Annotated in this window: 18 protein-coding genes and 3 tRNA genes; 15 read left to right on the top strand and 6 right to left on the bottom strand. The window is 73.1% G+C overall.

All coding sequences use genetic code 11. The features are described from left to right. Window positions 1–3: 3 nt before the first annotated feature. A complete protein-coding gene (locus tag ACH4PY_RS24870) occupies window positions 4–4137 on the bottom strand; it encodes a nitrate- and nitrite sensing domain-containing protein (protein WP_398186873.1) in 4134 nt (1377 codons plus the stop codon). A 589-nt stretch (window positions 4138–4726) separates the two neighbouring features. Between ACH4PY_RS24870 and ACH4PY_RS24865 the strand changes: the two genes are divergently transcribed. The 7 genes from ACH4PY_RS24865 (at window position 4727) to ACH4PY_RS24835 (ending at window position 8509) form a co-directional block, all read left to right on the top strand. Beyond that, window positions 4727–4927: a hypothetical protein gene (locus tag ACH4PY_RS24865; RefSeq protein WP_398186870.1), complete on the top strand. Its 201-nt coding sequence runs from the start codon at window positions 4727–4729 to the stop codon at window positions 4925–4927. Window positions 4928–5000: 73 nt separating this feature from the next. After that, window positions 5001–5822, top strand: coding sequence for a fumarylacetoacetate hydrolase family protein (locus tag ACH4PY_RS24860; protein ID WP_398186867.1), 822 nt, complete (start codon window positions 5001–5003; stop codon window positions 5820–5822). After that, entirely contained in the window at window positions 5815–7314 is a 1500-nt protein-coding gene (gene gltX / locus ACH4PY_RS24855; protein WP_398186864.1) for a glutamate--tRNA ligase, read from the top strand. The genes ACH4PY_RS24860 and gltX overlap by 8 nt, the downstream gene beginning before the upstream one ends. A gap of 95 nt (window positions 7315–7409) precedes the next feature. Continuing rightward, complete coding sequence (locus ACH4PY_RS24850) at window positions 7410–8129, top strand: HAD family hydrolase (RefSeq protein WP_398186860.1); 720 nt, start codon at window positions 7410–7412, stop codon at window positions 8127–8129. Between the two features lie 83 nt (window positions 8130–8212). After that, a tRNA-Gln gene (locus tag ACH4PY_RS24845) sits at window positions 8213–8284 on the top strand. Between the two features lie 14 nt (window positions 8285–8298). Next, window positions 8299–8371: transfer RNA gene (locus ACH4PY_RS24840), tRNA-Glu, on the top strand. Window positions 8372–8436: 65 nt separating this feature from the next. Then, window positions 8437–8509, top strand: a tRNA-Glu gene (locus tag ACH4PY_RS24835). Window positions 8510–8690: 181 nt separating this feature from the next. Here the strand turns inward: ACH4PY_RS24835 and ndgR are convergent. After that, the gene (gene ndgR / locus ACH4PY_RS24830; RefSeq protein WP_031518929.1) at window positions 8691–9407 is read right to left on the bottom strand and encodes an IclR family transcriptional regulator NdgR; all 717 of its coding nucleotides are present in this window, start codon (window positions 9405–9407) and stop codon (window positions 8691–8693) included. A gap of 134 nt (window positions 9408–9541) precedes the next feature. On the opposite strand from ndgR, the gene leuC reads away from it, so the two are divergent. The 4 genes from leuC to ACH4PY_RS24810 all read left to right on the top strand — a co-directional run bounded on the left by leuC (window position 9542) and on the right by ACH4PY_RS24810 (window position 12718). Beyond that, window positions 9542–10966 (top strand): 3-isopropylmalate dehydratase large subunit, encoded by a 1425-nt coding sequence (leuC, locus tag ACH4PY_RS24825; RefSeq protein WP_398186856.1) that lies wholly within the window; start codon window positions 9542–9544, stop codon window positions 10964–10966. 6 nt (window positions 10967–10972) lie between these two features. Next, complete coding sequence (gene leuD / locus ACH4PY_RS24820; protein WP_398186853.1) at window positions 10973–11566, top strand: 3-isopropylmalate dehydratase small subunit; 594 nt, start codon at window positions 10973–10975, stop codon at window positions 11564–11566. A 187-nt stretch (window positions 11567–11753) separates the two neighbouring features. After that, entirely contained in the window at window positions 11754–11978 is a 225-nt protein-coding gene (locus tag ACH4PY_RS24815; protein ID WP_398186850.1) for a hypothetical protein, read from the top strand. A 131-nt stretch (window positions 11979–12109) separates the two neighbouring features. Then, on the top strand, window positions 12110–12718 hold the full coding sequence (locus ACH4PY_RS24810; RefSeq protein WP_398186847.1) for an HU family DNA-binding protein: 609 nt from the start codon (window positions 12110–12112) through the stop codon (window positions 12716–12718). 160 nt (window positions 12719–12878) lie between these two features. Here the strand turns inward: ACH4PY_RS24810 and ACH4PY_RS24805 are convergent, their stop codons facing one another. Together ACH4PY_RS24805 and cofC are read right to left on the bottom strand one after the other, a co-directional pair. After that, complete coding sequence (locus ACH4PY_RS24805) at window positions 12879–13097, bottom strand: hypothetical protein (RefSeq protein WP_398186844.1); 219 nt, start codon at window positions 13095–13097, stop codon at window positions 12879–12881. 45 nt (window positions 13098–13142) lie between these two features. Then, on the bottom strand, window positions 13143–13796 hold the full coding sequence (gene cofC / locus ACH4PY_RS24800) for a 2-phospho-L-lactate guanylyltransferase (protein WP_398186842.1): 654 nt from the start codon (window positions 13794–13796) through the stop codon (window positions 13143–13145). 113 nt (window positions 13797–13909) lie between these two features. On the opposite strand from cofC, the gene ACH4PY_RS24795 reads away from it, so the two are divergent. Genes ACH4PY_RS24795 through ACH4PY_RS24785 form a run of 3 tightly spaced genes read left to right on the top strand, consistent with a single transcriptional unit; the run spans window position 13910 to window position 16833 of the window. Then, window positions 13910–14632 carry a lysophospholipid acyltransferase family protein gene (locus tag ACH4PY_RS24795; RefSeq protein WP_398186839.1) on the top strand — a complete coding sequence of 241 codons (723 nt, stop codon included), beginning with the start codon at window positions 13910–13912 and terminating at the stop codon, window positions 14630–14632. Then, window positions 14629–15630: an NAD(P)H-dependent glycerol-3-phosphate dehydrogenase gene (locus ACH4PY_RS24790; protein WP_398186836.1), complete on the top strand. Its 1002-nt coding sequence runs from the start codon at window positions 14629–14631 to the stop codon at window positions 15628–15630. The genes ACH4PY_RS24795 and ACH4PY_RS24790 overlap by 4 nt, the downstream gene beginning before the upstream one ends. Before the next feature lie 12 nt (window positions 15631–15642). Continuing rightward, window positions 15643–16833, top strand: coding sequence for a D-alanine--D-alanine ligase family protein (locus ACH4PY_RS24785; RefSeq protein ID WP_398186834.1), 1191 nt, complete (start codon window positions 15643–15645; stop codon window positions 16831–16833). Window positions 16834–16897: 64 nt separating this feature from the next. On the opposite strand, the gene ACH4PY_RS24780 is transcribed toward ACH4PY_RS24785, so the two are convergent. Both ACH4PY_RS24780 and ACH4PY_RS24775 read right to left on the bottom strand, forming a co-directional pair. Next, window positions 16898–17383 (bottom strand): DUF3515 domain-containing protein, encoded by a 486-nt coding sequence (locus ACH4PY_RS24780; RefSeq protein WP_398186831.1) that lies wholly within the window; start codon window positions 17381–17383, stop codon window positions 16898–16900. 19 nt (window positions 17384–17402) lie between these two features. Continuing rightward, a complete protein-coding gene (locus ACH4PY_RS24775; protein WP_205043521.1) occupies window positions 17403–17636 on the bottom strand; it encodes an Lrp/AsnC family transcriptional regulator in 234 nt (77 codons plus the stop codon). Between the two features lie 178 nt (window positions 17637–17814). Between ACH4PY_RS24775 and ACH4PY_RS24770 the strand changes: the two genes are divergently transcribed. Next, window positions 17815–18780, top strand: coding sequence for a thiamine-phosphate kinase (locus ACH4PY_RS24770; protein ID WP_398186827.1), 966 nt, complete (start codon window positions 17815–17817; stop codon window positions 18778–18780). The last annotated feature ends 4 nt before the right edge of the window (window positions 18781–18784 follow it).

The following is an 18784-nucleotide window of genomic DNA, read 5'->3' as shown; positions in this document are numbered from 1 at the left end:
CAACTAACGCTCCTGATGATTCGTACCGAAACCACGGCCGTCGGTGGTCCCGCCACCGGCCTGCCGGCCCTGCTGGATACCCCGCCGGAGGTTGGTCAGCCGGCCGCGGACGTCGTCCGGGGCACGGGAGACCTGCGGACCGCCCTGCTGCGGCTGCGCCTGGGCGGCGCCGCCGGCCACGAGGTTCGCCCGCGGCACCCGGCGCGGCAGGCCGGACGGGGTGACCCCGCCCGCGGACGGCTCGCGCACCGACTCCGCGCGCTGGCGCAGCGCGTCGTTGGGCGAGGTCCGCCAGTTCGGCGTCTCCCGCGGCAGCGGCTGCGCCACCGGCCCCGCGGGCGCGGCCTGCGCCTGCGGGGGAGCGGCCTGCTGGGGGGCGGCGGGCCGCGCCTGCGGTCCCGACGTACCCGGGCGTTCGGTGGTGCGGGGCTGCTGCGGCGGTGCGGTGCGGCCCACCGGGCGCGGCGCGGGGGCCTGCCGGCCCTGGGCGCTCTGCTCGACGTGGATCTGCTGCATCCGCTCGGCCTGGCCCGTGCGGAACCAGTCGGACTCGATCGCCGAGAAGATCGGCGTCGGCTCGTCCCCGCGCGTCGGGGCCGGCGGCAGCGCCATCGGCTCCGCGTGCTGCGGCTCCTGGCGCGGCTGGCCCGGGTGCGGCTGGAACGGCCCGCGCTGCGGCCCGGCGGCGTCACGGCCGTCCGGCCCGTCGAGCCCCGGCACCTCGTACGGCTGCTGCGGGGGCAGTCCGCGCCCGGCCGGGCCGCCCTGCGGGCGTGCGGCGGGGGCCGCGAACTGGCCGGTGGCGCCGCCGAAGCCGTCCTCGGCGCGGACCGCCGGGAACTGCGAGGTGTCACCGGGACCGCCCTGGCCGGGCTGCACCGGCCGGGGCGGGGCGGGGACCGGCGGGAACTGCGCGGTGTCGCCCGGACCCGCCGGGGCCCGGAAGCCGCCGGTGTCCGCGGGGGCGCCGGGACCGGCGGGAAGCCGGTACTGGCCGGTGCCGTCGGCCTGCTCGTGGCCGGGGCGGGCGAACTGCCCGCCGTCGGCGGGAGCGCCCGGCGCCGGGAACTGCCCGGTGTCGCCGGGGCGGCCCTGGACCGGGAACTGGCCGGTGCCGTCGGGACGGCCCTGGACCGGGAACTGGCCGGTGCCGTCGGGGGCGTTCGGCGCCGGGAACTGGCCGGTGTCGCCGGGGCGGCCCTGGACGGGGAACTGCCCGGTGCCGTACGTCTCCTGCGGCGTGCGGCCGCGGGGGGCGTTCCGGTCGTCGCGGTCGTTGCCGCCCTGCCGCCGGACCGGGAACTGTCCGGTGTCCTCGCGCCGCGGCGCGTCCTGGCCGAAGCCCTCGGGCGCGAAGTCGTCCTCGGCGCGGATCGCCGGGAACTGCGCGGTGTCGCCCGGACCGCCCTGACCGGGGCGGCCGCCCTGGCCCTGACCCTGGCCGGGCTGGGTGCTCGGGGTGGCCGAGGGGCCCTGGCGCGGGCCGGAACGGCCGCCGAAGACATCGGAGCGGAAGCCGCTCGGGCCGGTGTCCTGCGGCTGCGGGGCCGGGAACTGCCCGGTGCGGCCGTCCTCGCGGGCACCGAACGGGTCGTCGGCGCCGCCCTGCCGGAAGTCCGCGCGGGCCCCGGTGCCGGGCGCCTGCTCGACGTCCTCGTGGCCGCGCGGGGTGTCCGGCAGGCCGCGGTCGTCGCCGAAGCCCTGGCCCTGGCCCTGCGGCCCGTCCTGCGCCGCCCAGCGGGGCGCCGGGGGCTGCTGCGGGCCGCCGCTGCGGCCGGGGGCGCCGCCCGCCGGGCCGCCCGGCGCGTTGCCGGGGCTGAGCGCCGGACGCGGCCCGCCGCCCGCGACCTGGCCGCGCTGCGCGGCCCGGCCGACCTGGGGCGAGTTGCCGAACGCGCTGGTGAGGCCGGGGCCGCCGGAGCCGGACGGGACCGCGCCCGCCGCGGGCTGGCCGCCCGCCGGGGCCGCGGCTCCGGGCCGCTGGCCGCCGCCGGCCGCGGCGTTCGCCTTGGCCGCGCCCTGCGTGACGTCGACCGGCAGCATGACCAGCGCGGTCGTACCGCCCGAGTCGGACGGCCGGAGCTGGATGCGGATGCCGTGCCGCAGGGACAGCCGGCCGACCACGAACAGGCCCATGCGGCGGGAGACGGAGACGTCCACCGTCGGCGGGTTGGCGAGCCGCTCGTTGATGTCGGCCAGGTCCTCCGGGGACAGGCCGATACCGGTGTCGTGGATCTCGATCAGCACCCGCCCGTCGGGCAGCGCGTGACCGGTGACCCGCACCTTGGTCTGCGGGGAGGAGAACGACGTGGCGTTCTCCAGCAGCTCGGCGAGCAGGTGCACGAGGTCGTTGACGACGCGGCCGGTGACCTCGGCGGACGGCACCGACGTCAGCTCGATGCGCTCGTACTGCTCCACCTCGGAGGCCGCGGCGCGCAGCACGTCGACCAGCGGGACCGGCCGGGTCCACCGGCGGCCCGGCTCCTCACCGGCGAGGACCAGCAGGTTCTCACCGTTGCGGCGCATACGGGTCGCGAGGTGGTCCAGCTTGAACAGCGACGACAGCTGGTCCGGGTCGGCCTCGCGCGACTCCAGCTCGGAGATGAGCGACAGCTGGCGCTGGATGAGGCCCTGGCTGCGGCGCGAGAGGTTGGTGAACATCGCGTTGACGTTGCCCCGCAGCAGGGCCTGCTCGGCGGCGAGCCGGACGGCCTCGCTGTGGACCTCGTCGAACGCGCGGGCCACCTGGCCGATCTCGTCGCGGCTGTTGATGCCGATCGAGGCGACCGAGGTGTCGACGTCCTGCGGGTCGCTCTCGGACAGCTGCTTGACCAGCTCGGGCAGCCGCTTCTGGGCGACTTCCTGGGCGGTCTGCTGCAGCCGGCGCAGCGAGCGGATCATCGAGCGGGCGACGACGAAGGCGCCGACCACGGCGATGCCGAGGACCAGCAGGATGAGCGCGCCGGAGATGAGCGCGTCCTGCTTGGCGGAGTCCTGGAGCTCCAGGGACTTCTGCCGCATCTCCTCCAGCAGCGACTGCTCGATGCGCTTCATCGCGTCGATCTTCGCCTTGGCGGCGTCGTCCCAGTCCAGGTACGACTCGGTCAGGCCCGCGATGCCGTCGGGGGAGCGCGCGACACGCACGGCGTCGCTGTCGTGCTGGTTGATCGTGGCGTTGTCGCCCTGGATGGGCTTGAGCAGATCGGAGCTGCGGGCGCCGTAGATGGTCATGAAGCGCTGGAGGTTGAGGTCCTCCTGCGACGAGGCCAGCTTCATCTCCTGGTAGTCACCAGGCAGCAGGGTCGGCTTGGAGCCGGTCTTGGTCTGGGCGAGCGCCGCGCTGACCACCGCGCGCTGGATCGACTCGTACTCCTTGGCGGACGAGAAGGCCGCCAGGGCGCGGGTGCTGGTCACCATGTCGGAGTTCTGCGTCGCCTGCGCCATGTCGACCGACAGGCCCAGCAGGGACTGGATGAAGCTGTCGTACGTGGTGACGGTCTGGGCGATCGACGAGGTCTCGGAGTCGTAGGCGCTGTCGCGCAGCGCCGCGAGGCCGGAGAGCTGGACGTCGATGGCGATGAGGCTGGAGCGGATACCGCTGTGGAGGTCGTCGGACGACGCGAGGTTGAGGCTGTCGCTCGCCGTGCGGTACGCCTTCTCCGCGCGGTTGGTCGCGGCCCGGGTCTGCGCCACGGCGTCCGTGGTGTGGCCGGAGGACAGCGGTCCGGCGGAGCTGTCGCGCTCCTCGGCCAGCGCGTCGGCCAGCACGGTCGCCTTCTCGGCGATCTCGGTGAGCGAGTCCAGGCGCTTGAGCTGGTCGATGTTCTGCAGCGTGGTGTTGACGCGCATACCGCCGAGCGCGCCGGCGGTGACCACCGGCAGGGCCAGCAGTGAGACCAGCCGGGTGCTGATGCGCCAGTTGCGCATGGCTATTCGGGTGCCGGGTTTGCCGTTCAGACCGGTGATCCGGCCCGCCTCGATACCGCTGGGCGTGCTCGTCCGTCCGCCGGCCGCGGCCGTGCCCGGCGTGGCCGTCCCGGAGTCGCTCGCCGCCTGCGCGGGGCCGTTGCCGGTCCCGCCGGGCTGCTGCTCCGGGTCGCCCGCCGCGCCGCTGTCCCTCTTGAAACGTCCCTGCACTAGCGTCGCAACCTCTGGACCAGGCGTCCCCCGCGGTGAGGCAGAAGGGACGGTGTCGAGTCATGGGGGCCCTGGCCACCCCGCTCTGACTGTCGAGGAGGCCGTGCGGGCCCTTCACCGCCGCTCGGCACTCGTGCACGCCCCCTGCGCGCGCCGGCTCGATGTGATGCGGCGGTCCGGGAGATTCCAGCACAGTGCCGGATCCCCCAACAAGGCCCGTAGCCGACCTGTTGGAATCCGTGACCGACGGTGGCAGCGCTCCCACGGTGGGTATACCGATGATCTTGTGGATTCCGCTCGTTGCGGGCATTCCGGACAAGATCACGCAGGTGGTGCACCACCCCCGATGATCCCCTTGTGCGGGTGGTTTGCGCCCGTTGGTGCCGCTTGCCGGATTCCGGTACGTGGCCGGAGTGTCCGTGATGCCGGGAAACGTACGCACTTCGTGAGCAAAATCACAGCCCGTCAGATGACTGCGACCTCGGGGGCGGGGAAAGGGCGCGGCTAACGTTGTGGTTTACACGAGTCGTCCGTATGTCAACCGCGGCCCGCCCGGCGGGTCCCCGAGTCCGCGAGGTCCCGAGCGCCGATGAAGACCACCCAGATGTTCCGCCGGATCGCCAACCCTCGGCGTACCACTCTCGCGCACCTGAAGGACGCCTCGGAACTCACCGCGGCTGTGACCTCCGTCGCTGCCGAGGTCCCCGCCGCCGCGCGCCCGCTGCCCGTCACCACGGCCAACCCGCGGCGCACCATCCTCAACGAGCTGCCCAAGCCGCCCGTCGCCTGAACCCCGCACCCCGGGGCTGACCTGCGGCGACGCTCCGTCCGGCGAGAAGGCCCCGGACGATAGGCTTGCGCTCATGCGCATCGCCAGGTTCTCCATCGACGGCAATGTCGCCTTCGGCGCGGTCGAAGGCGACCCGGCGTCCGGCCCGGGTGGTCCCGGCAGCCTGGACGGCCTCGTCGTCGACATCATCAAAGGCGTCCCCTTCGCGGACTTCGAGCTGTCCGGCACCAAGGTGCCGCTGGGCCAGTCCGACTCGGTACGGCTGCTGCCCCCCGTGCTCCCCAGCAAGGTCGTCGCGATCGGCCGCAACTACGCCGCCCACGCGGCCGAGCTGGGCAACGAGGTGCCGGACGCGCCCTGGGCCTTCTTCAAGCCCTCCACCTCCGTGATCGGGCCCGGCGACAGCATCGTCTACCCGTCCTTCTCGCACGAGGTGCACCACGAGGCGGAGCTGGCGGTCGTCATCGGGCGGCTGTGCCGCGAGGTGCCGCGCGAGCGGGTCAAGGACGTCATCCTCGGTTACACCTGCGCCAACGACGTCACGGCGCGGGACACCCAGCGGACCGAGAAGCAGTGGGCGCGGGCCAAGGGCTTCGACTCCTCGTGCCCGCTCGGCCCGTGGATCGAGACCGGCATCGACCTGGCGGGCGCCGGAGACCTCGCGATCACCGCGACCGTCAACGGCGAGCTGCGGCAGGCCGGCCGCACCAGTCAGATGATCCACTGCATCGAGGACCTGGTCGTCAACGTCAGCGAGGCCATGACCCTGCTGCCCGGCGACGTCATCCTCACCGGCACTCCCGCCGGGGTCGGCCCGCTGACCCCCGGCGACGAGGTCGCCGTCACCATCGAAGGCATCGGCACTCTCACCAACAAGGTGATCTCGCGTGGCTAGCGCCCCCACCCCCGTTCCCGCGGACTCCGGCATCCGGGTCCGCTTCTGCCCCTCGCCGACCGGCAACCCGCACGTCGGGCTGGTCCGCACGGCCCTGTTCAACTGGGCCTTCGCCCGCCACCACCAGGGCACCCTGGTACTGCGCATCGAGGACACCGACGCCGCGCGCGACTCCGAGGAGTCCTACACCGCGCTGCTGGACTCGCTGCGCTGGCTCGGCCTCGACTGGGACGAGGGCCCCGAGGTCGGCGGCCCGCACGCGCCCTACCGGCAGTCCCAGCGGATGGACCTGTACGCCGACGTCGTCCGGCGGCTGAAGGAGGCCGGCCACGCGTACGACTGCTACTGCTCCGCCGAGGAGCTGGACGCCCGCCGTGACGCCGCCCGCGCCGCCGGCCGCCCCTCCGGCTACGACGGCCACTGCCGCGACCTGACCGCCGAGCAGGTGGCCGCCTACACCGCCGAGGGCCGCAGCGCCGTCGTCCGCTTCCGGATGCCGGACAAGACGATCACCTTCACCGACCTGGTGCGCGGCGAGCTGTCCTTCAGCCCGGAGAACGTCCCCGACTACGGCATCGTGCGGGCGAACGGCGCTCCGCTCTACACCCTGGTCAACCCGGTCGACGACGCCGCGATGGGCATCACCCACGTGCTGCGCGGCGAGGACCTGCTGTCCTCCACCCCGCGGCAGATCGCCCTGTACGAGGCGCTCACCGAGCTGGGCGTGGCGAAGTACACCCCGAGCTTCGGGCACCTGCCGTACGTGATGGGCGAGGGCAACAAGAAGCTGTCCAAGCGCGACCCGGAGTCCTCGCTCAACCTCTACCGCGAGCGCGGCTTCCTGCCCGAGGGGCTGCTGAACTACCTCTCGCTGCTCGGCTGGTCCTTCTCCGCCGACCGCGACGTCTTCTCCAAGGACGAGATGGTCGCGAAGTTCGACATCGGGGACGTCAACGCCAACCCGGCGCGCTTCGACCTGAAGAAGGCCGAGGCGATCAACGCCGACCACATCCGGCTGCTGGAGCCGGCCGCCTTCGCCGAGGCCTGCGGCCCGTGGCTGCGGGCCCCGTACGCGCCCTGGGCCCCCGAGGACTTCGACGAGGCCGCCTGGCAGGCCATCGCGCCCTACGCGCAGACCCGGCTGACGGTGCTGTCCGACATCACCGCCAACGTCGACTTCCTCTTCCTGCCCGAGCCCGCCGCCGACGAGGCGTCCTGGGCCAAGGCGATGAAGGAGGGCTCCGACGCCCTGCTGGCCACCGCGCGGGAGAAGCTGGCGGACGCCGACTGGTCGAGCCCCGAGGCGCTCAAGGAGGCCGTGCTGGCCGCCGGCGAGGCGCACGGGCTGAAGCTCGGCAAGGCGCAGGCGCCAGTGCGCGTCGCGGTGACCGGGCGCACGGTGGGGCTGCCGCTGTTCGAGTCCCTCCAGGTGCTCGGCCGGGAGCGCTCGCTGGCCCGGATCGACCGCGCCCTGGCCCGGCTCGCGGGCTGACCGGGGGCGTGCCCCGGCCGGTCCGGGTGCACGCCACCGGCGCACAGCGGGCGCAGCACCGGCGTCCGCCGCCAGGCCCGGTTAGATTGGCCGGTATGGCGATACGTGCGGTGCTGTGGGACATAGACGACACGCTTTTCGACTACGCCGGTGCCGAGCGCGCCGGCATGCGGCAGCACCTGGCACGCGAGGGCCTGCCCGACGGTTACGACGACGTCGGGCAGGCCCTCGACCGTTGGCGGGACCTGACCGTGCTGCACTGGGAGCGGTTCGCCGGCGGTGAGACCGGCTTCGACGGGCAGCGCTGGGACCGGGTACGGGACTTCCTGGGCGCCCCGCTGCCCGACGACGAGGCCGAGGAGTGGTTCGAGCGGCACCGGCTGCACTACGAGGCCGCCTGGGCGCTCTTCCCGGACGCGCTGCCCGCGCTGGACGGCCTGGCGGCCGGCTACCGGCACGCGGTGCTCTCCAACTCCGCCTTCGCGCACCAGGACCGCAAGCTGCGCGCCCTGGGCGTACGCGACCGCTTCGAGGTGCTGCTGTGCGCCGCCGAGCTGGGCCTGCACAAGCCCGACCCCGGCGCCTTCCACGCCGCCTGCGACGCTCTGGGACTGGCGCCGGAGGAGGTCGCGTACGTGGGCAACGAGCCGGACATCGACGCCCGCGGGGCCATGGACGCGGGCCTGCTGGGCATCTGGCTGGACCGTCGCGGCAGCGGCGGCCGCCCCGACCTGACCCGCATCACCGGGCTCGGCGAGCTGGCCGCGATGCTCCGTCCCGATACTCGTTTTGGTGCGGTGTCCCTGATCGGGTAATGTTCTTCCTGCGCCGCCGGAGAGGCCGAAAGGCCCGGACCGGAAGCGCAAGCCGAACAAAACCCGCAGGGGTTGCGTTTTGGTGGGGTATGGTGTAATTGGCAACACGGCTGATTCTGGTTCAGTTGTTCTAGGTTCGAGTCCTGGTACCCCAGCGCGTTTCGTGCGAGCCCCCGTTGTGTAGCGGCCTAGCACGCTGCCCTCTCAAGGCAGTAGCGCCGGTTCGAATCCGGTCGGGGGTACTGATCCTTCACTCCGTTCTCATCGGGTCGCTCCCGGTCAGGACGATGACAGGATCGCCAGGCCTGCCCCCGTTGTGTAGCGGCCTAGCACGCTGCCCTCTCAAGGCAGTAGCGCCGGTTCGAATCCGGTCGGGGGTACGCATCCGCAGAACATGCGAAACCGAGCCCGTCGCGCCAGTCGCGGCGGGCTCCGGTGTTTTCCGGGGCCGGGTACAGGCGTCCGCGGGATCCGTCCCGCGCGTGGTGACCCGTGTCACGCGTCCCCCCGGTCCACGGCGTCGTCGGCGCGGACCGGGCGGGCGGAAGGACGGGGGAGGGGTCAGCCGGAGCGGCGCAGGGCCTCGGAGAGCCGCGCGGCGGCGTCCACGACGGCCTGCGCGTGCATACGGCCCGGGTGCCGGGTCAGCCGCTCGATCGGGCCGGAGACCGACACGGCGGCCACCACCCGGTTCGAGGGCCCGCGCACCGGGGCCGAGACGGACGCCACACCCGGCTCCCGCTCGCCGATCGACTGCGCCCAGCCGCGGCGCCGTACGCCGGACAGCGCGGTCGCGGTGAAGCGCGCGCCCTGCAGCCCGCGGTGCAGCCGCTCGGGCTCCTCCCAGGCCATCAGGACCTGCGCGGCCGAGCCGGCCTTCATCGGCAGCGTGGAGCCGACCGGCACCGTGTCCCGCAGTCCGGACAGCCGCTCTGCGGCGGCGACGCAGATGCGCATGTCGCCCTGCCGGCGGTAGAGCTGGGCGCTCTCGCCGGTCACGTCCCGCAGATGCGTGAGGACGGGGCCCGCCGTGGCGAGCAGCCGGTCCTCGCCGGCGGCGGCGGCCAGCTCGGAGAGCCGCGGGCCGAGGATGAAGCGGCCCTGCATGTCGCGGGCCACCATGCGATGGTGTTCGAGCGCGACCGCCAGCCGGTGCGCTGTGGGGCGGGCGAGACCCGTGGCGCCGACAAGCCCGGCCAGGGTGGCCGGTCCTGACTCCAGTGCGCTGAGCACCAGAGCGGCCTTGTCGAGAACGCCGACGCCGCTAGAGTTGTCCATGCAACGATATTCGCGTCTCACACTCTGAAACGCAAGTTCAATTTCTCCCGGAACCCGGCAGGCTGGGAGGACAGCGCAGGAACACCACACCGAGTTGGCCGGGGTCGACGACGCTCCAGGCCGGAGGGACAGCGATGGGTAGGACACTCGCGGAAAAAGTCTGGGACGACCATGTCGTCCGCCGCGCCGAAGGCGAGCCCGATCTGCTCTTCATCGATCTCCACCTCCTGCACGAGGTGACCAGCCCGCAGGCGTTCGACGGGCTGCGGATGAACGGCAGGCCGGTGCGCCGCACCGACCTCACCATCGCCACCGAGGACCACAACACCCCGACCCTCGACATCGACAAGCCGATCGCCGACCCGGTCTCCCGCACGCAGCTGGAGACGCTGCGTAAGAACTGCGCCGAGTTCGGCGTGCGGCTGCACCCGCTGGGCGACGTCGAGCAGGGCGTGGTGCACGTGGTCGGCCCGCAGCTGGGCCTGACCCAGCCGGGCACGACGGTGGTGTGCGGTGACAGCCACACCTCCACGCACGGCGCCTTCGGTGCGCTGGCGTTCGGCATCGGCACCTCGCAGGTCGAGCACGTGCTGGCGACCCAGACGCTGCCGCTGGCACCGTTCCGGACCATGGCGGTCACCGTCGACGGGGAACTGCCCGAGGGCGTCACGGCCAAGGACCTGATCCTCGCCGTGATCGCGCAGATCGGCACCGGCGGCGGCCAGGGCTACGTCATCGAGTACCGCGGCTCGGCCATCGAGAAGCTGTCGATGGAGTCCCGGATGACCGTGTGCAACATGTCGATCGAGGCGGGCGCCCGGGCCGGCATGATCGCCCCGGACCAGACCACCTTCGACTACCTGGAGGGCCGTGTCCACGCGCCCCAGGGCGAGGACTGGGACGCGGCGGTCGCGTACTGGAAGACGCTGCGCACCGACGAGGACGCGGTCTTCGACCACGAGGTGCGGATCGACGCGGCGACCCTGTCGCCGTTCGTCACCTGGGGCACCAACCCCGGCCAGGGCGCGCCGCTGAGCGCGTCGGTGCCCGACCCGGCCTCGTTCGCCGACCCCGGCGACCGGCTGTCGGCGGAGAAGGCGCTGGAGTACATGGGCCTGAACGCCGGGCAGCCGCTGCGCGAGGTCGCCGTGGACACCGTCTTCGTCGGCTCCTGCACCAACGGCCGGATCGAGGACCTGCGGGCCGCGGCCTCCGTCGTGCAGGGCCGCAAGGTCGCCGACGGTGTCCGCATGCTGGTCGTGCCGGGTTCGGTACGGGTCGCGCTGCAGGCCGTCGAGGAGGGCCTGGACAAGGTCTTCACCGCGGCCGGCGCCGAGTGGCGGCACGCGGGCTGCTCGATGTGCCTGGGCATGAACCCCGACCAACTGGCGCCCGGCGAGCGCAGCGCGTCCACGTCCAACCGCAACTTCGAGGGGCGGCAGGGCAAGGGCGGCCGCACGCACCTGGTCTCCCCGCAGGTCGCCGCCGCGACCGCGGTGCTGGGTCACCTCGCGTCGCCCGCCGACCTGTCCGACGCGCCCGTACTGACGGAGGTCTGAGCCCCGATGGAAGCCTTCACCACCCACACCGGCCGGGCCGTGCCGCTGCGCCGCGGCAATGTCGACACCGACCAGATCATCCCCGCGCACTGGCTCAAGAAGGTCACCCGCAACGGCTTCGAGGACGGGCTGTTCGAGGCCTGGCGCAAGGACCCGGAGTTCGTCCTGAACCGCCCCGAGCGGCAGGGCGCCACCGTGCTGGTGGCCGGCCCCGACTTCGGCACCGGCTCGTCCCGCGAGCACGCCGTGTGGGCGCTGCAGAACTACGGTTTCAAGACCGTGCTCTCGTCCCGCTTCGCCGACATCTTCCGCGGCAACTCGCTCAAGAACGGCCTGCTCACGGTCGTGCTGCCGCAGGAGACCATCGACACGCTGTGGAAGCTGACCGAGGCCGACCCGGCGGCGGAGATCACCGTCGACCTGGTCGCCCGCGAGGTCCGCGCCGAGGGCGTGACCGCGTCCTTCGAGCTGGACGACAACGCCCGCTGGCGGCTGCTGGAAGGGCTGGACGACATCAGCCTGACGCTGGCCAACGAGGCGGACATCGCCGCCTACGAGGCCGGCCGGCCGTCCTTCAAGCCCAGCACCGTCCGGGTCTGAGCACCTGCCGGTCCCCGGCACCAGGCACCATCCGAGCGCCCTCCGCGATCCCGCGGGGGGCGCTCTGCCGTTCCCGCGCGCCCCGCGGCGGTGCGCGCGCTCGTCCAAAAGACCGGTCCGCGGGTCCCGGAACACCCGGTTGGCCCTGTCAGGCCTGACAACTCGCCGCAGATGGCACAATCGACGCATGGAACCCGACGGCCAACTCGAGCTCTACGGGGTTCTCGCCGCGCGGCTGAAGCAGGCGCACACTCGCGTCGCCAATCCCGAAGTCCCTGATGAGACCAGGCGGGAGTTGACCCGCAGGCTGCTCGCGGTGACCGCCGCGGCCAAGCACGACCTCGCCGACGCGGCCCGGCGTCTCGACGTGCTGACCGCCGAGTTGGACGCCCTCAAAATCCCCGACAGGTGATCGTCCAAACCCTGATCGTGTTGCGGCACAAGGGTGATTCGCCCGTTTCGTATTTGATTTGCGGTATATATCCCCCTAGCGTGCGAAAAGGCCCGCACTCATTCGCCGGGCAAGTTTCCGAAGGGGAAGACGTGAACAAGGCGCAGCTCGTAGAAGCGATTGCCGACAAGGTGGGCGGGCGGCAGAACGCCGCGGACGCGGTTGACGCGGTTCTCGACGCGGTCGTCCGCGCGGTGGTGGCCGGCGACCGGGTGTCGGTCACCGGCTTCGGCTCGTTCGAGAAGGTCGAACGTCCCGCCCGCTACGCCCGCAACCCCCAGACCGGGGAGCGGGTCCGGGTCAAGAAGACCTCCGTGCCGCGCTTCCGCGCAGGGCAGGGCTTCAAGGACCTGGTCAGCGGCGCGAAGAAGCTCCCGCGCAGCGGCGAGGTCTCGGTCAAGAAGGCCCCCAAGGGCAGCCTGACCGGCGGCGCCTCCAGCACCGCGCGGACCACCACCAAGAAGGCGGCCGCGAAGAAGGCCACGGCGGCGAAGAAGACCGCGGCGAAGAAGACCACCACCGCGAAGAAGACCGCGGCGAAGAAGACCACGTCGGCCAAGAAGACCGCGGCGAAGAAGACCACCGCGGCCAAGAAGACCGCCGCCAAGAAGGCCCCGGCGAAGAAGGCGACCGCCAAGAAGACCCCGGGCAAGAAGACCGCGGCCCGCAAGACGACCGCCAAGCGCGCGGCCGCCAGGTAGGCCGCCTCCACCGCCGCCGGGGCGCCGTCCGGGCCGCGCGGCCGCCACGGCCGGCCCCGCAGGACCCGGGGGCTCCCGGAAGACCCCGCCGGACAACCGCACCGGGCCGGGCACCCTCAGGGTGACCCGGCCCGCGCCGTGCCGGGGTTATGTGCCCGGGTCACGCGCCCGGGTCCGGATACGTCTGGAGCGTCACGAAGACCACCCGCCGCGCGGCCCCCTCGCCCTCGGTGCGGATCCGCACCCGCTGGCCCGCGCGCAGCAGCCGCAGGCCGCCCGCGTCGAAGGCCGCCGCGTCGAAGGGCACCGGCGTCCCGTCGTCCAGCAGCACGCTGCCCTCGCGGGTGCCGGGGTCAAAGGTGAACGCGGTGGCTTGCATGGCCCCAAGCCTACGGGGTGCCCGCAGGCCCGGGAGGGCGCCCGCTCACGCCGTACGGGCCGGGAAGAGCGCCGCGGTGCGCGGGCCCAGGCCCAGTGCGCGGGCCGCGTCCAGGTCGGCGCCGGTGTCCACGTCCTGGCGCACCGAGGGCACCGCGGGCAGGGTGATCTCCCGCGCCCCGGACGCCAGGTGGCGGGCCCGGGAGGCGCCGCCGAAGCCGGGGGAGAGCGGCACGCCCGGCGACGCGGTCAGCAAGGTTGTCCCCACACCGGCCGCGTCGGCCAGGAAAGCCCGCCCCGGCGCCCCCGCGGCCTGTGCCAGCACCTCGTCCAGCTCCGCGGGCCGCAAGGCCGGGAGATCGCCGTTGAGCGCCCCGACCGCCGCACCGGGCCGCCGGTCGCGCACCCGCCGCGAGCCGTGCCGCAGCGCCGCGTTCAGCCCCGCCGCCGGCAGGTCGGGCAGCACCAGCGCGCCCAGCGCGGCCGCCTCCGCCCCGGCCAGCGGGTCGTCGGTGACCAGCGTGACGTCCGCCACGCGCGGGCAGGCCAGCGCCGCCGCGACCGTGTCGAGGACGAAGGCCAGCGCGAGCGCCGGACGCCCGGGCCCCGCCGCGTCCGCGAGCCGGCTCTTGGCCAGCGCGAGCGGCTTGAGCGGCACGACCAGCGACCACCGCAGCGTCACATCCACCGGACCATCCACCGCTCCATTGTCACCGAGTGCCAGAGGTGCCCCGCGGCGGCCGCGGCCCTGGCGTTAGTCTCTGGTAGCCGCGATGCTGAGCGGCAGCGCCACCGCAACGTAGAGGAGTCCGGGTGTCTGGCCGCAGAATCGGTTTCTGGTACCGCCTGGCGGCCGTCATCGTGAAACCGCCGCTCATTGCGCTGTTCAAGCGGGATTGGCGCGGAATGGAGCACATTCCGGCCGACGGCGGATTCATCACGGCCGTCAACCACAACTCGTATCTCGACCCGCTGTCGTACGCGCATTACCAGTACAACACCGGGCGGGTCCCGCGCTTCCTGGCCAAGGCCGCGCTGTTCAAGCCGAAGTTCGTCGGGTCGGTGCTGCGCGGCACCGGCCAGATCCCGGTCTTCCGGGACAGCGCCGACGCCGCCAACGCCTTCCGGGCCGCCGTCGCGGCCATCGAGAAGGGCGAATGCGTCGCCTTCTACCCCGAGGGCACCCTCACCCGCGACCCGGACCAGTGGCCCATGATCGCCAAGACCGGCATCGCCCGCGTCGCGCTCATGACCCGTGCCCCGGTCGTCCCGGTCGCCCAGTGGGGCGCCAACGAGGCCGTGCCGCCCTACGCCAAGGAGAAGCGCGTCCGGCTCTTCCCGCGCAAGACGCTGCGGGTGCTGGCCGGACCGCCCGTCGACCTGTCGGCCTACTACGACCAGGAGCCCACCGCCGAGGTGCTGCGCGAGGTCACCGCGGTCATCATGCGCGCGGTGACCGAGCTGCTCGCCGAGGTGCGCGGCGAACCCGCCCCCGAGGGGCTGTTCGACCCGCGCGCGGCACGGGAGGGCAAGTGACGGCACGCTGCGCGGTCTTCGGCACCGGGTCGTGGGGCACGGCCTTCGCCATGATCCTGGCCGACGCGGGGTGCGAGGTGTCCCTGTGGGGCCGCCGGGCGTCCGTCGCCGAGGCCATCAACACCACGCGGCGCAACCCCGACTGCCACCCCGGGCTCGAACTGCCCGCCGCCGTCACCGCCACCGCCGACGCCGCCGAGGCGGCGCGGGACGCCGAGATGGTCTTCCTCACCGTGCCGTCGCAGACGCTGCGCGGCAACCTGGCGGTGTGGGCGCCGCTGCTGCGCCCCGACGCGGTGCTGGTCAGCCTGATGAAGGGCATCGAACTCGGCACCGCCAAGCGGATGAGCGAGGTCATCGAGGAGGTCGCCAAGGCGGGTCCGGAGCGCGTCGCGGTGCTCTCCGGTCCCAACCTGGCCCCGGAGATCGTCCAGCGGCAGCCCGCCGCCGCCGTCGTCGCGTGCGCGGACGACGCCGTGGCCCGGCGCATCCAGACCGTGTGCCACACCGGCTACTTCCGCCCGTACACCAACACCGACGTGGTCGGCTGCGAACTGGGCGGCGCCGTCAAGAACGTCATCGGGCTCGCGGTCGGCATCGCCGACGGCATGGGGCTCGGCGACAACACCAAGGCCTCGCTCATCACCCGGGGCCTGGCCGAGACCACCCGGCTGGGCCTGGCGATGGGCGCCGACGCGTACACCTTCGCCGGGCTCGCGGGAATGGGGGACCTGGTGGCCACGTGCTCCTCGCCGCTGTCCCGCAACCACACCTTCGGCTCCAACCTCGGCCGCGGCATGGGCCTGGCCGAGACCATCGCCGTCACCCGGCAGACGGCGGAGGGCGTCAAGTCCTGCGAGTCGGTGGCCGAACTCGCGCGTCGCCACGGCGTGGACATGCCGATCACGGAGACCGTGGTCGATATCGTGCACAACGGAAAGCCGCCGGTCGTGGCCGTGCGGGAATTGATGTCACGGTCCGCGAAGTCCGAAAGGTAAGGTCGACGCGACATGACCAACCTGCCTTCACCCCACAGCCAGAGCCCGGACGCCGCCGCCCCCGCGGCCCCGTCCCCGGGCGGGTACGTCCGCAAACCGCGGGTCGCCGTCGTCTTCGGCGGCCGCAGCTCCGAGCACGGTGTCTCGGTGGTGACCGCGGCGAGCCTGCTGCGCGCCATCGACCGCACCAAGTACGACGTCCTGCCGATCGGCATCACCGGCGAGGGCCGCTGGGCCCTCACCGCCGACGAGCCCGAGCGGATGGCCATCGCCGACCGCACCATGCCCACCGTGGAGCAGGTCACCGACCACGAGGGCGCCGTCGTCCTGCCCGTCGACCCGGGCAACCGCGAGGTCGTCTACACCGAGGCGGGCGCGGTGCCCAAGGCGCTCGGCGAGGTGGACGTCGTCTTCCCGCTGCTGCACGGCCCGTACGGCGAGGACGGCACGCTCCAGGGCCTGCTGGAACTGTCCGGCGTGCCCTACGTCGGCGCGGGCGTCCTGTCCTCGGCCATCGGCATGGACAAGGAGTACATGAAGCGGATCTTCACCTCGTTCGGGCTGACCGTCGGCCCGTACACGGTGATCCGCCCGCGCGACTGGGAGCGCGACCGGGCCGCCGCCCGCGACGGCGTGCTGGCCTTCGCCGCCGAGCACGGCTGGCCGCTGTTCGTGAAGCCCGCCCGCGGCGGCTCCTCCTTCGGCATCAGCAAGGTCGACGGCCCCGAGGGGCTGGACGCCGCCATCGCCGAGGCCCGCCGGCACGACCCGAAGGTCGTGGTGGAGGCGCTGGTGCGCGGCCGGGAGATCGAGTGCGGGGTGCTGGAGTTCGAGGACGGGCCGCGCGCGTCGGTGCCCGCCGAGATCCCGCCGGTCACCGAGCACGCCTTCTACGACTTCGAGGCGAAGTACATCGACTCCGCCGAGGGCATCGTGCCCGCGCCGCTCACCCCCGAGGAGACCGCGCGGGTGCAGCGGCTCGCGGTCGCGGCGTTCGAGGCCGCGTCGTGCGAGGGGCTGGTGCGCGCCGACTTCTTCCTGCGGGAGGACGGCGAGTTCGTGATCAACGAGATCAACACCATGCCGGGCTTCACCCCCATCTCGATGTACCCGCGGATGTGGCAGGAGAGCGGTGTGGAGTACCCGGAGCTGGTCGACCGGCTCATCGAGGCGGCGCTGCGCCGCTCCACCGGCCTTCGCTGAACCGCCGCACCCGCGGAAACGTCCCTGCGGTAGCGCCCGCGGTGCGGGAGGCACCGCGGGGACGTCACACCGTGGAGGGGACGGTCCGCTGCACCGCGCCGGCCAGGTCGGTCAGCGGACCGACGTCCCCCGCGTACTTCTCCGGCAGCGTCACCTCGACGTACGCCTTGCGGTACGTCGTGGTCAGGCGCAGCGCGCCGTTCTCGACGTGCTCCACGGACCAGCCCACCTCGTCCACGTCGACGCCGTCGGCCTCCGGGTCGTCGTCCACCGCCGGCCGGGGCACCCCGCAGCGCAGCACGATCGCCGGATCACCCCACCCGGCGGTCAGATCGGACTCCGGCTTGAGATCATGCCGGGGGAGCCCGCCGACGCGCTGCGGCAGAGCTTCGTGCAGCGCGCGGCAGTAGCTCGACGTCAGGGGATCAGGAACCGGCACAGCGACCGTACCGTCACCGTTACCGGAGACGGCGAAGCCGTACGCCGCCACCGCCGCGAGGCAGGAGACGGCAGCGATGTTGACGAGGACGACCCGGTGGAAGAGTGCCACCGGGCGAGCATATCGGGGGCTAGATATGGACCACGGGGCAGGTGAGGGTCCGGGTGATGCCGTCCACCTGCTGGACTCTGGCCACCACCATGCGGCCCAGTTCGTCGACCGTGTCCGCCTGGGCCCGGACGATCACGTCATAGGGTCCGGTGACGTCTTCGGCCTGGATGACGCCGTCGATCTTGGAGATCACCTCCGCGACTGCCGAGGCCTTTCCGACCTCGGTCTGGATCAGGATGTAGGCCTGTACCACGGAACCTCCAGGGCGGCTACGAGGATCATGTGGGAAGGGGGACGCCACGTTATCGCGTCGTCGCGCACGGCGGGGAGACCCGCGCGGTACCTGACCCCCGTATTGACGCCGAGAAACGCCGATTGACGCCGATGCGCGCGGTAGCACGCGAGCGGAAGAACCAGAGGGGACGGAACAGATGAAGGGCACTGTGGGGGAGCTGGGGGAGTTCGGGCTCATCAGGGAGCTGACCTCGCGCCTCACCTCGACCCCGGCCGTGAAGATCGGCCCGGGTGACGACGCCGCCGTCGTCGCCGCCCCCGACCGGCGGGTGGTGGCCACCACCGACCTGCTCATCGAGGGCCGGCACTTCCGCCGCGACTGGTCCACCGCCTACGACGTCGGCCGCAAGGCCGCCGCTCAGAACCTCGCGGACATCGCCGCCATGGGCGCCGTCCCCACCGCGGTGCTGCTCGGCCTCGTCGTGCCCGTCGAGCTGCCCGCCACCTGGCCGGTCGAGCTGATGGACGGCATCCGCGACGAGTGCCAGGTGGCCGGCGCGGCCGTCGTCGGCGGGGACGTCGTCCGCGGCGACACCATCACGGTCGCCGTCACCGCGCTGGGTGACCTGCGCAACCGCTCCGCCGTCACCCGTTCGGGGGCGCGTCCCGGCGACGTCGTCGCCGTCACCGGATGGCTCGGCTGGTCCGCCGCCGGGCTCGCCGTCCTCTCCCGCGGCTTCCGCTCCCCCCGCGCCTTCGTCGAGGCCCACCGCCGTCCCGAGCCGCCGTACCACGCCGGGCCGGCCGCCGCCGAGCTGGGCGCCACCGCCATGACCGACGTCAGCGACGGCCTGGTCGCCGACCTCGGGCACATCGCCGCCGCCAGTGGCGCCGACATCGACCTGCGCTCCGCCGACATCGACGTACCCGCCCAGATGACCGACATCGGGCAGGCCGTCGGCGTCGACCCGCTGCACTGGGTGCTCACCGGCGGCGAGGACCACGCCATCGTCGCGACCTTCCCGCCCGACGTGAAGCTCCCCGCCCGCTGGCGCGTCATCGGCGCGGTCAGCGCCCCCTCCGGACGCGCCCCGCAGGTCACCGTGGACGGCGCGCCCTGGGAGAAGGCGGGCGGCTGGGACCACTTCGGCCCGGACGCGTGACGGG

The organism is Streptomyces sp. NPDC021224, assembly GCF_044332905.1.
In the GTDB taxonomy this organism is placed as follows: domain Bacteria; phylum Actinomycetota; class Actinomycetes; order Streptomycetales; family Streptomycetaceae; genus Actinacidiphila.
This window is presented reverse-complemented; position numbering and strand designations above follow the sequence as displayed.

Bases quoted from the DNA above. Each gene is read 5' to 3' on its own strand.
- ACH4PY_RS24865 (WP_398186870.1), top strand. From the start codon at position 4,727: ATGAAGACCACCCAGATGTTCCGCCGGATCGCCAACCCTCGGCGTACC.
- ACH4PY_RS24860 (WP_398186867.1), top strand. From the start codon at position 5,001: ATGCGCATCGCCAGGTTCTCCATCGACGGCAATGTCGCCTTCGGCGCG.
- ACH4PY_RS24850 (WP_398186860.1), top strand. From the start codon at position 7,410: ATGGCGATACGTGCGGTGCTGTGGGACATAGACGACACGCTTTTCGAC.
- ndgR (WP_031518929.1), bottom strand. From the start codon at position 9,407: ATGGACAACTCTAGCGGCGTCGGCGTTCTCGACAAGGCCGCTCTGGTG.
- leuC (WP_398186856.1), top strand. From the start codon at position 9,542: ATGGGTAGGACACTCGCGGAAAAAGTCTGGGACGACCATGTCGTCCGC.
- leuD (WP_398186853.1), top strand. From the start codon at position 10,973: ATGGAAGCCTTCACCACCCACACCGGCCGGGCCGTGCCGCTGCGCCGC.
- ACH4PY_RS24815 (WP_398186850.1), top strand. From the start codon at position 11,754: ATGGAACCCGACGGCCAACTCGAGCTCTACGGGGTTCTCGCCGCGCGG.
- ACH4PY_RS24805 (WP_398186844.1), bottom strand. From the start codon at position 13,097: ATGCAAGCCACCGCGTTCACCTTTGACCCCGGCACCCGCGAGGGCAGC.
- ACH4PY_RS24785 (WP_398186834.1), top strand. From the start codon at position 15,643: ATGACCAACCTGCCTTCACCCCACAGCCAGAGCCCGGACGCCGCCGCC.
- ACH4PY_RS24770 (WP_398186827.1), top strand. From the start codon at position 17,815: ATGAAGGGCACTGTGGGGGAGCTGGGGGAGTTCGGGCTCATCAGGGAG.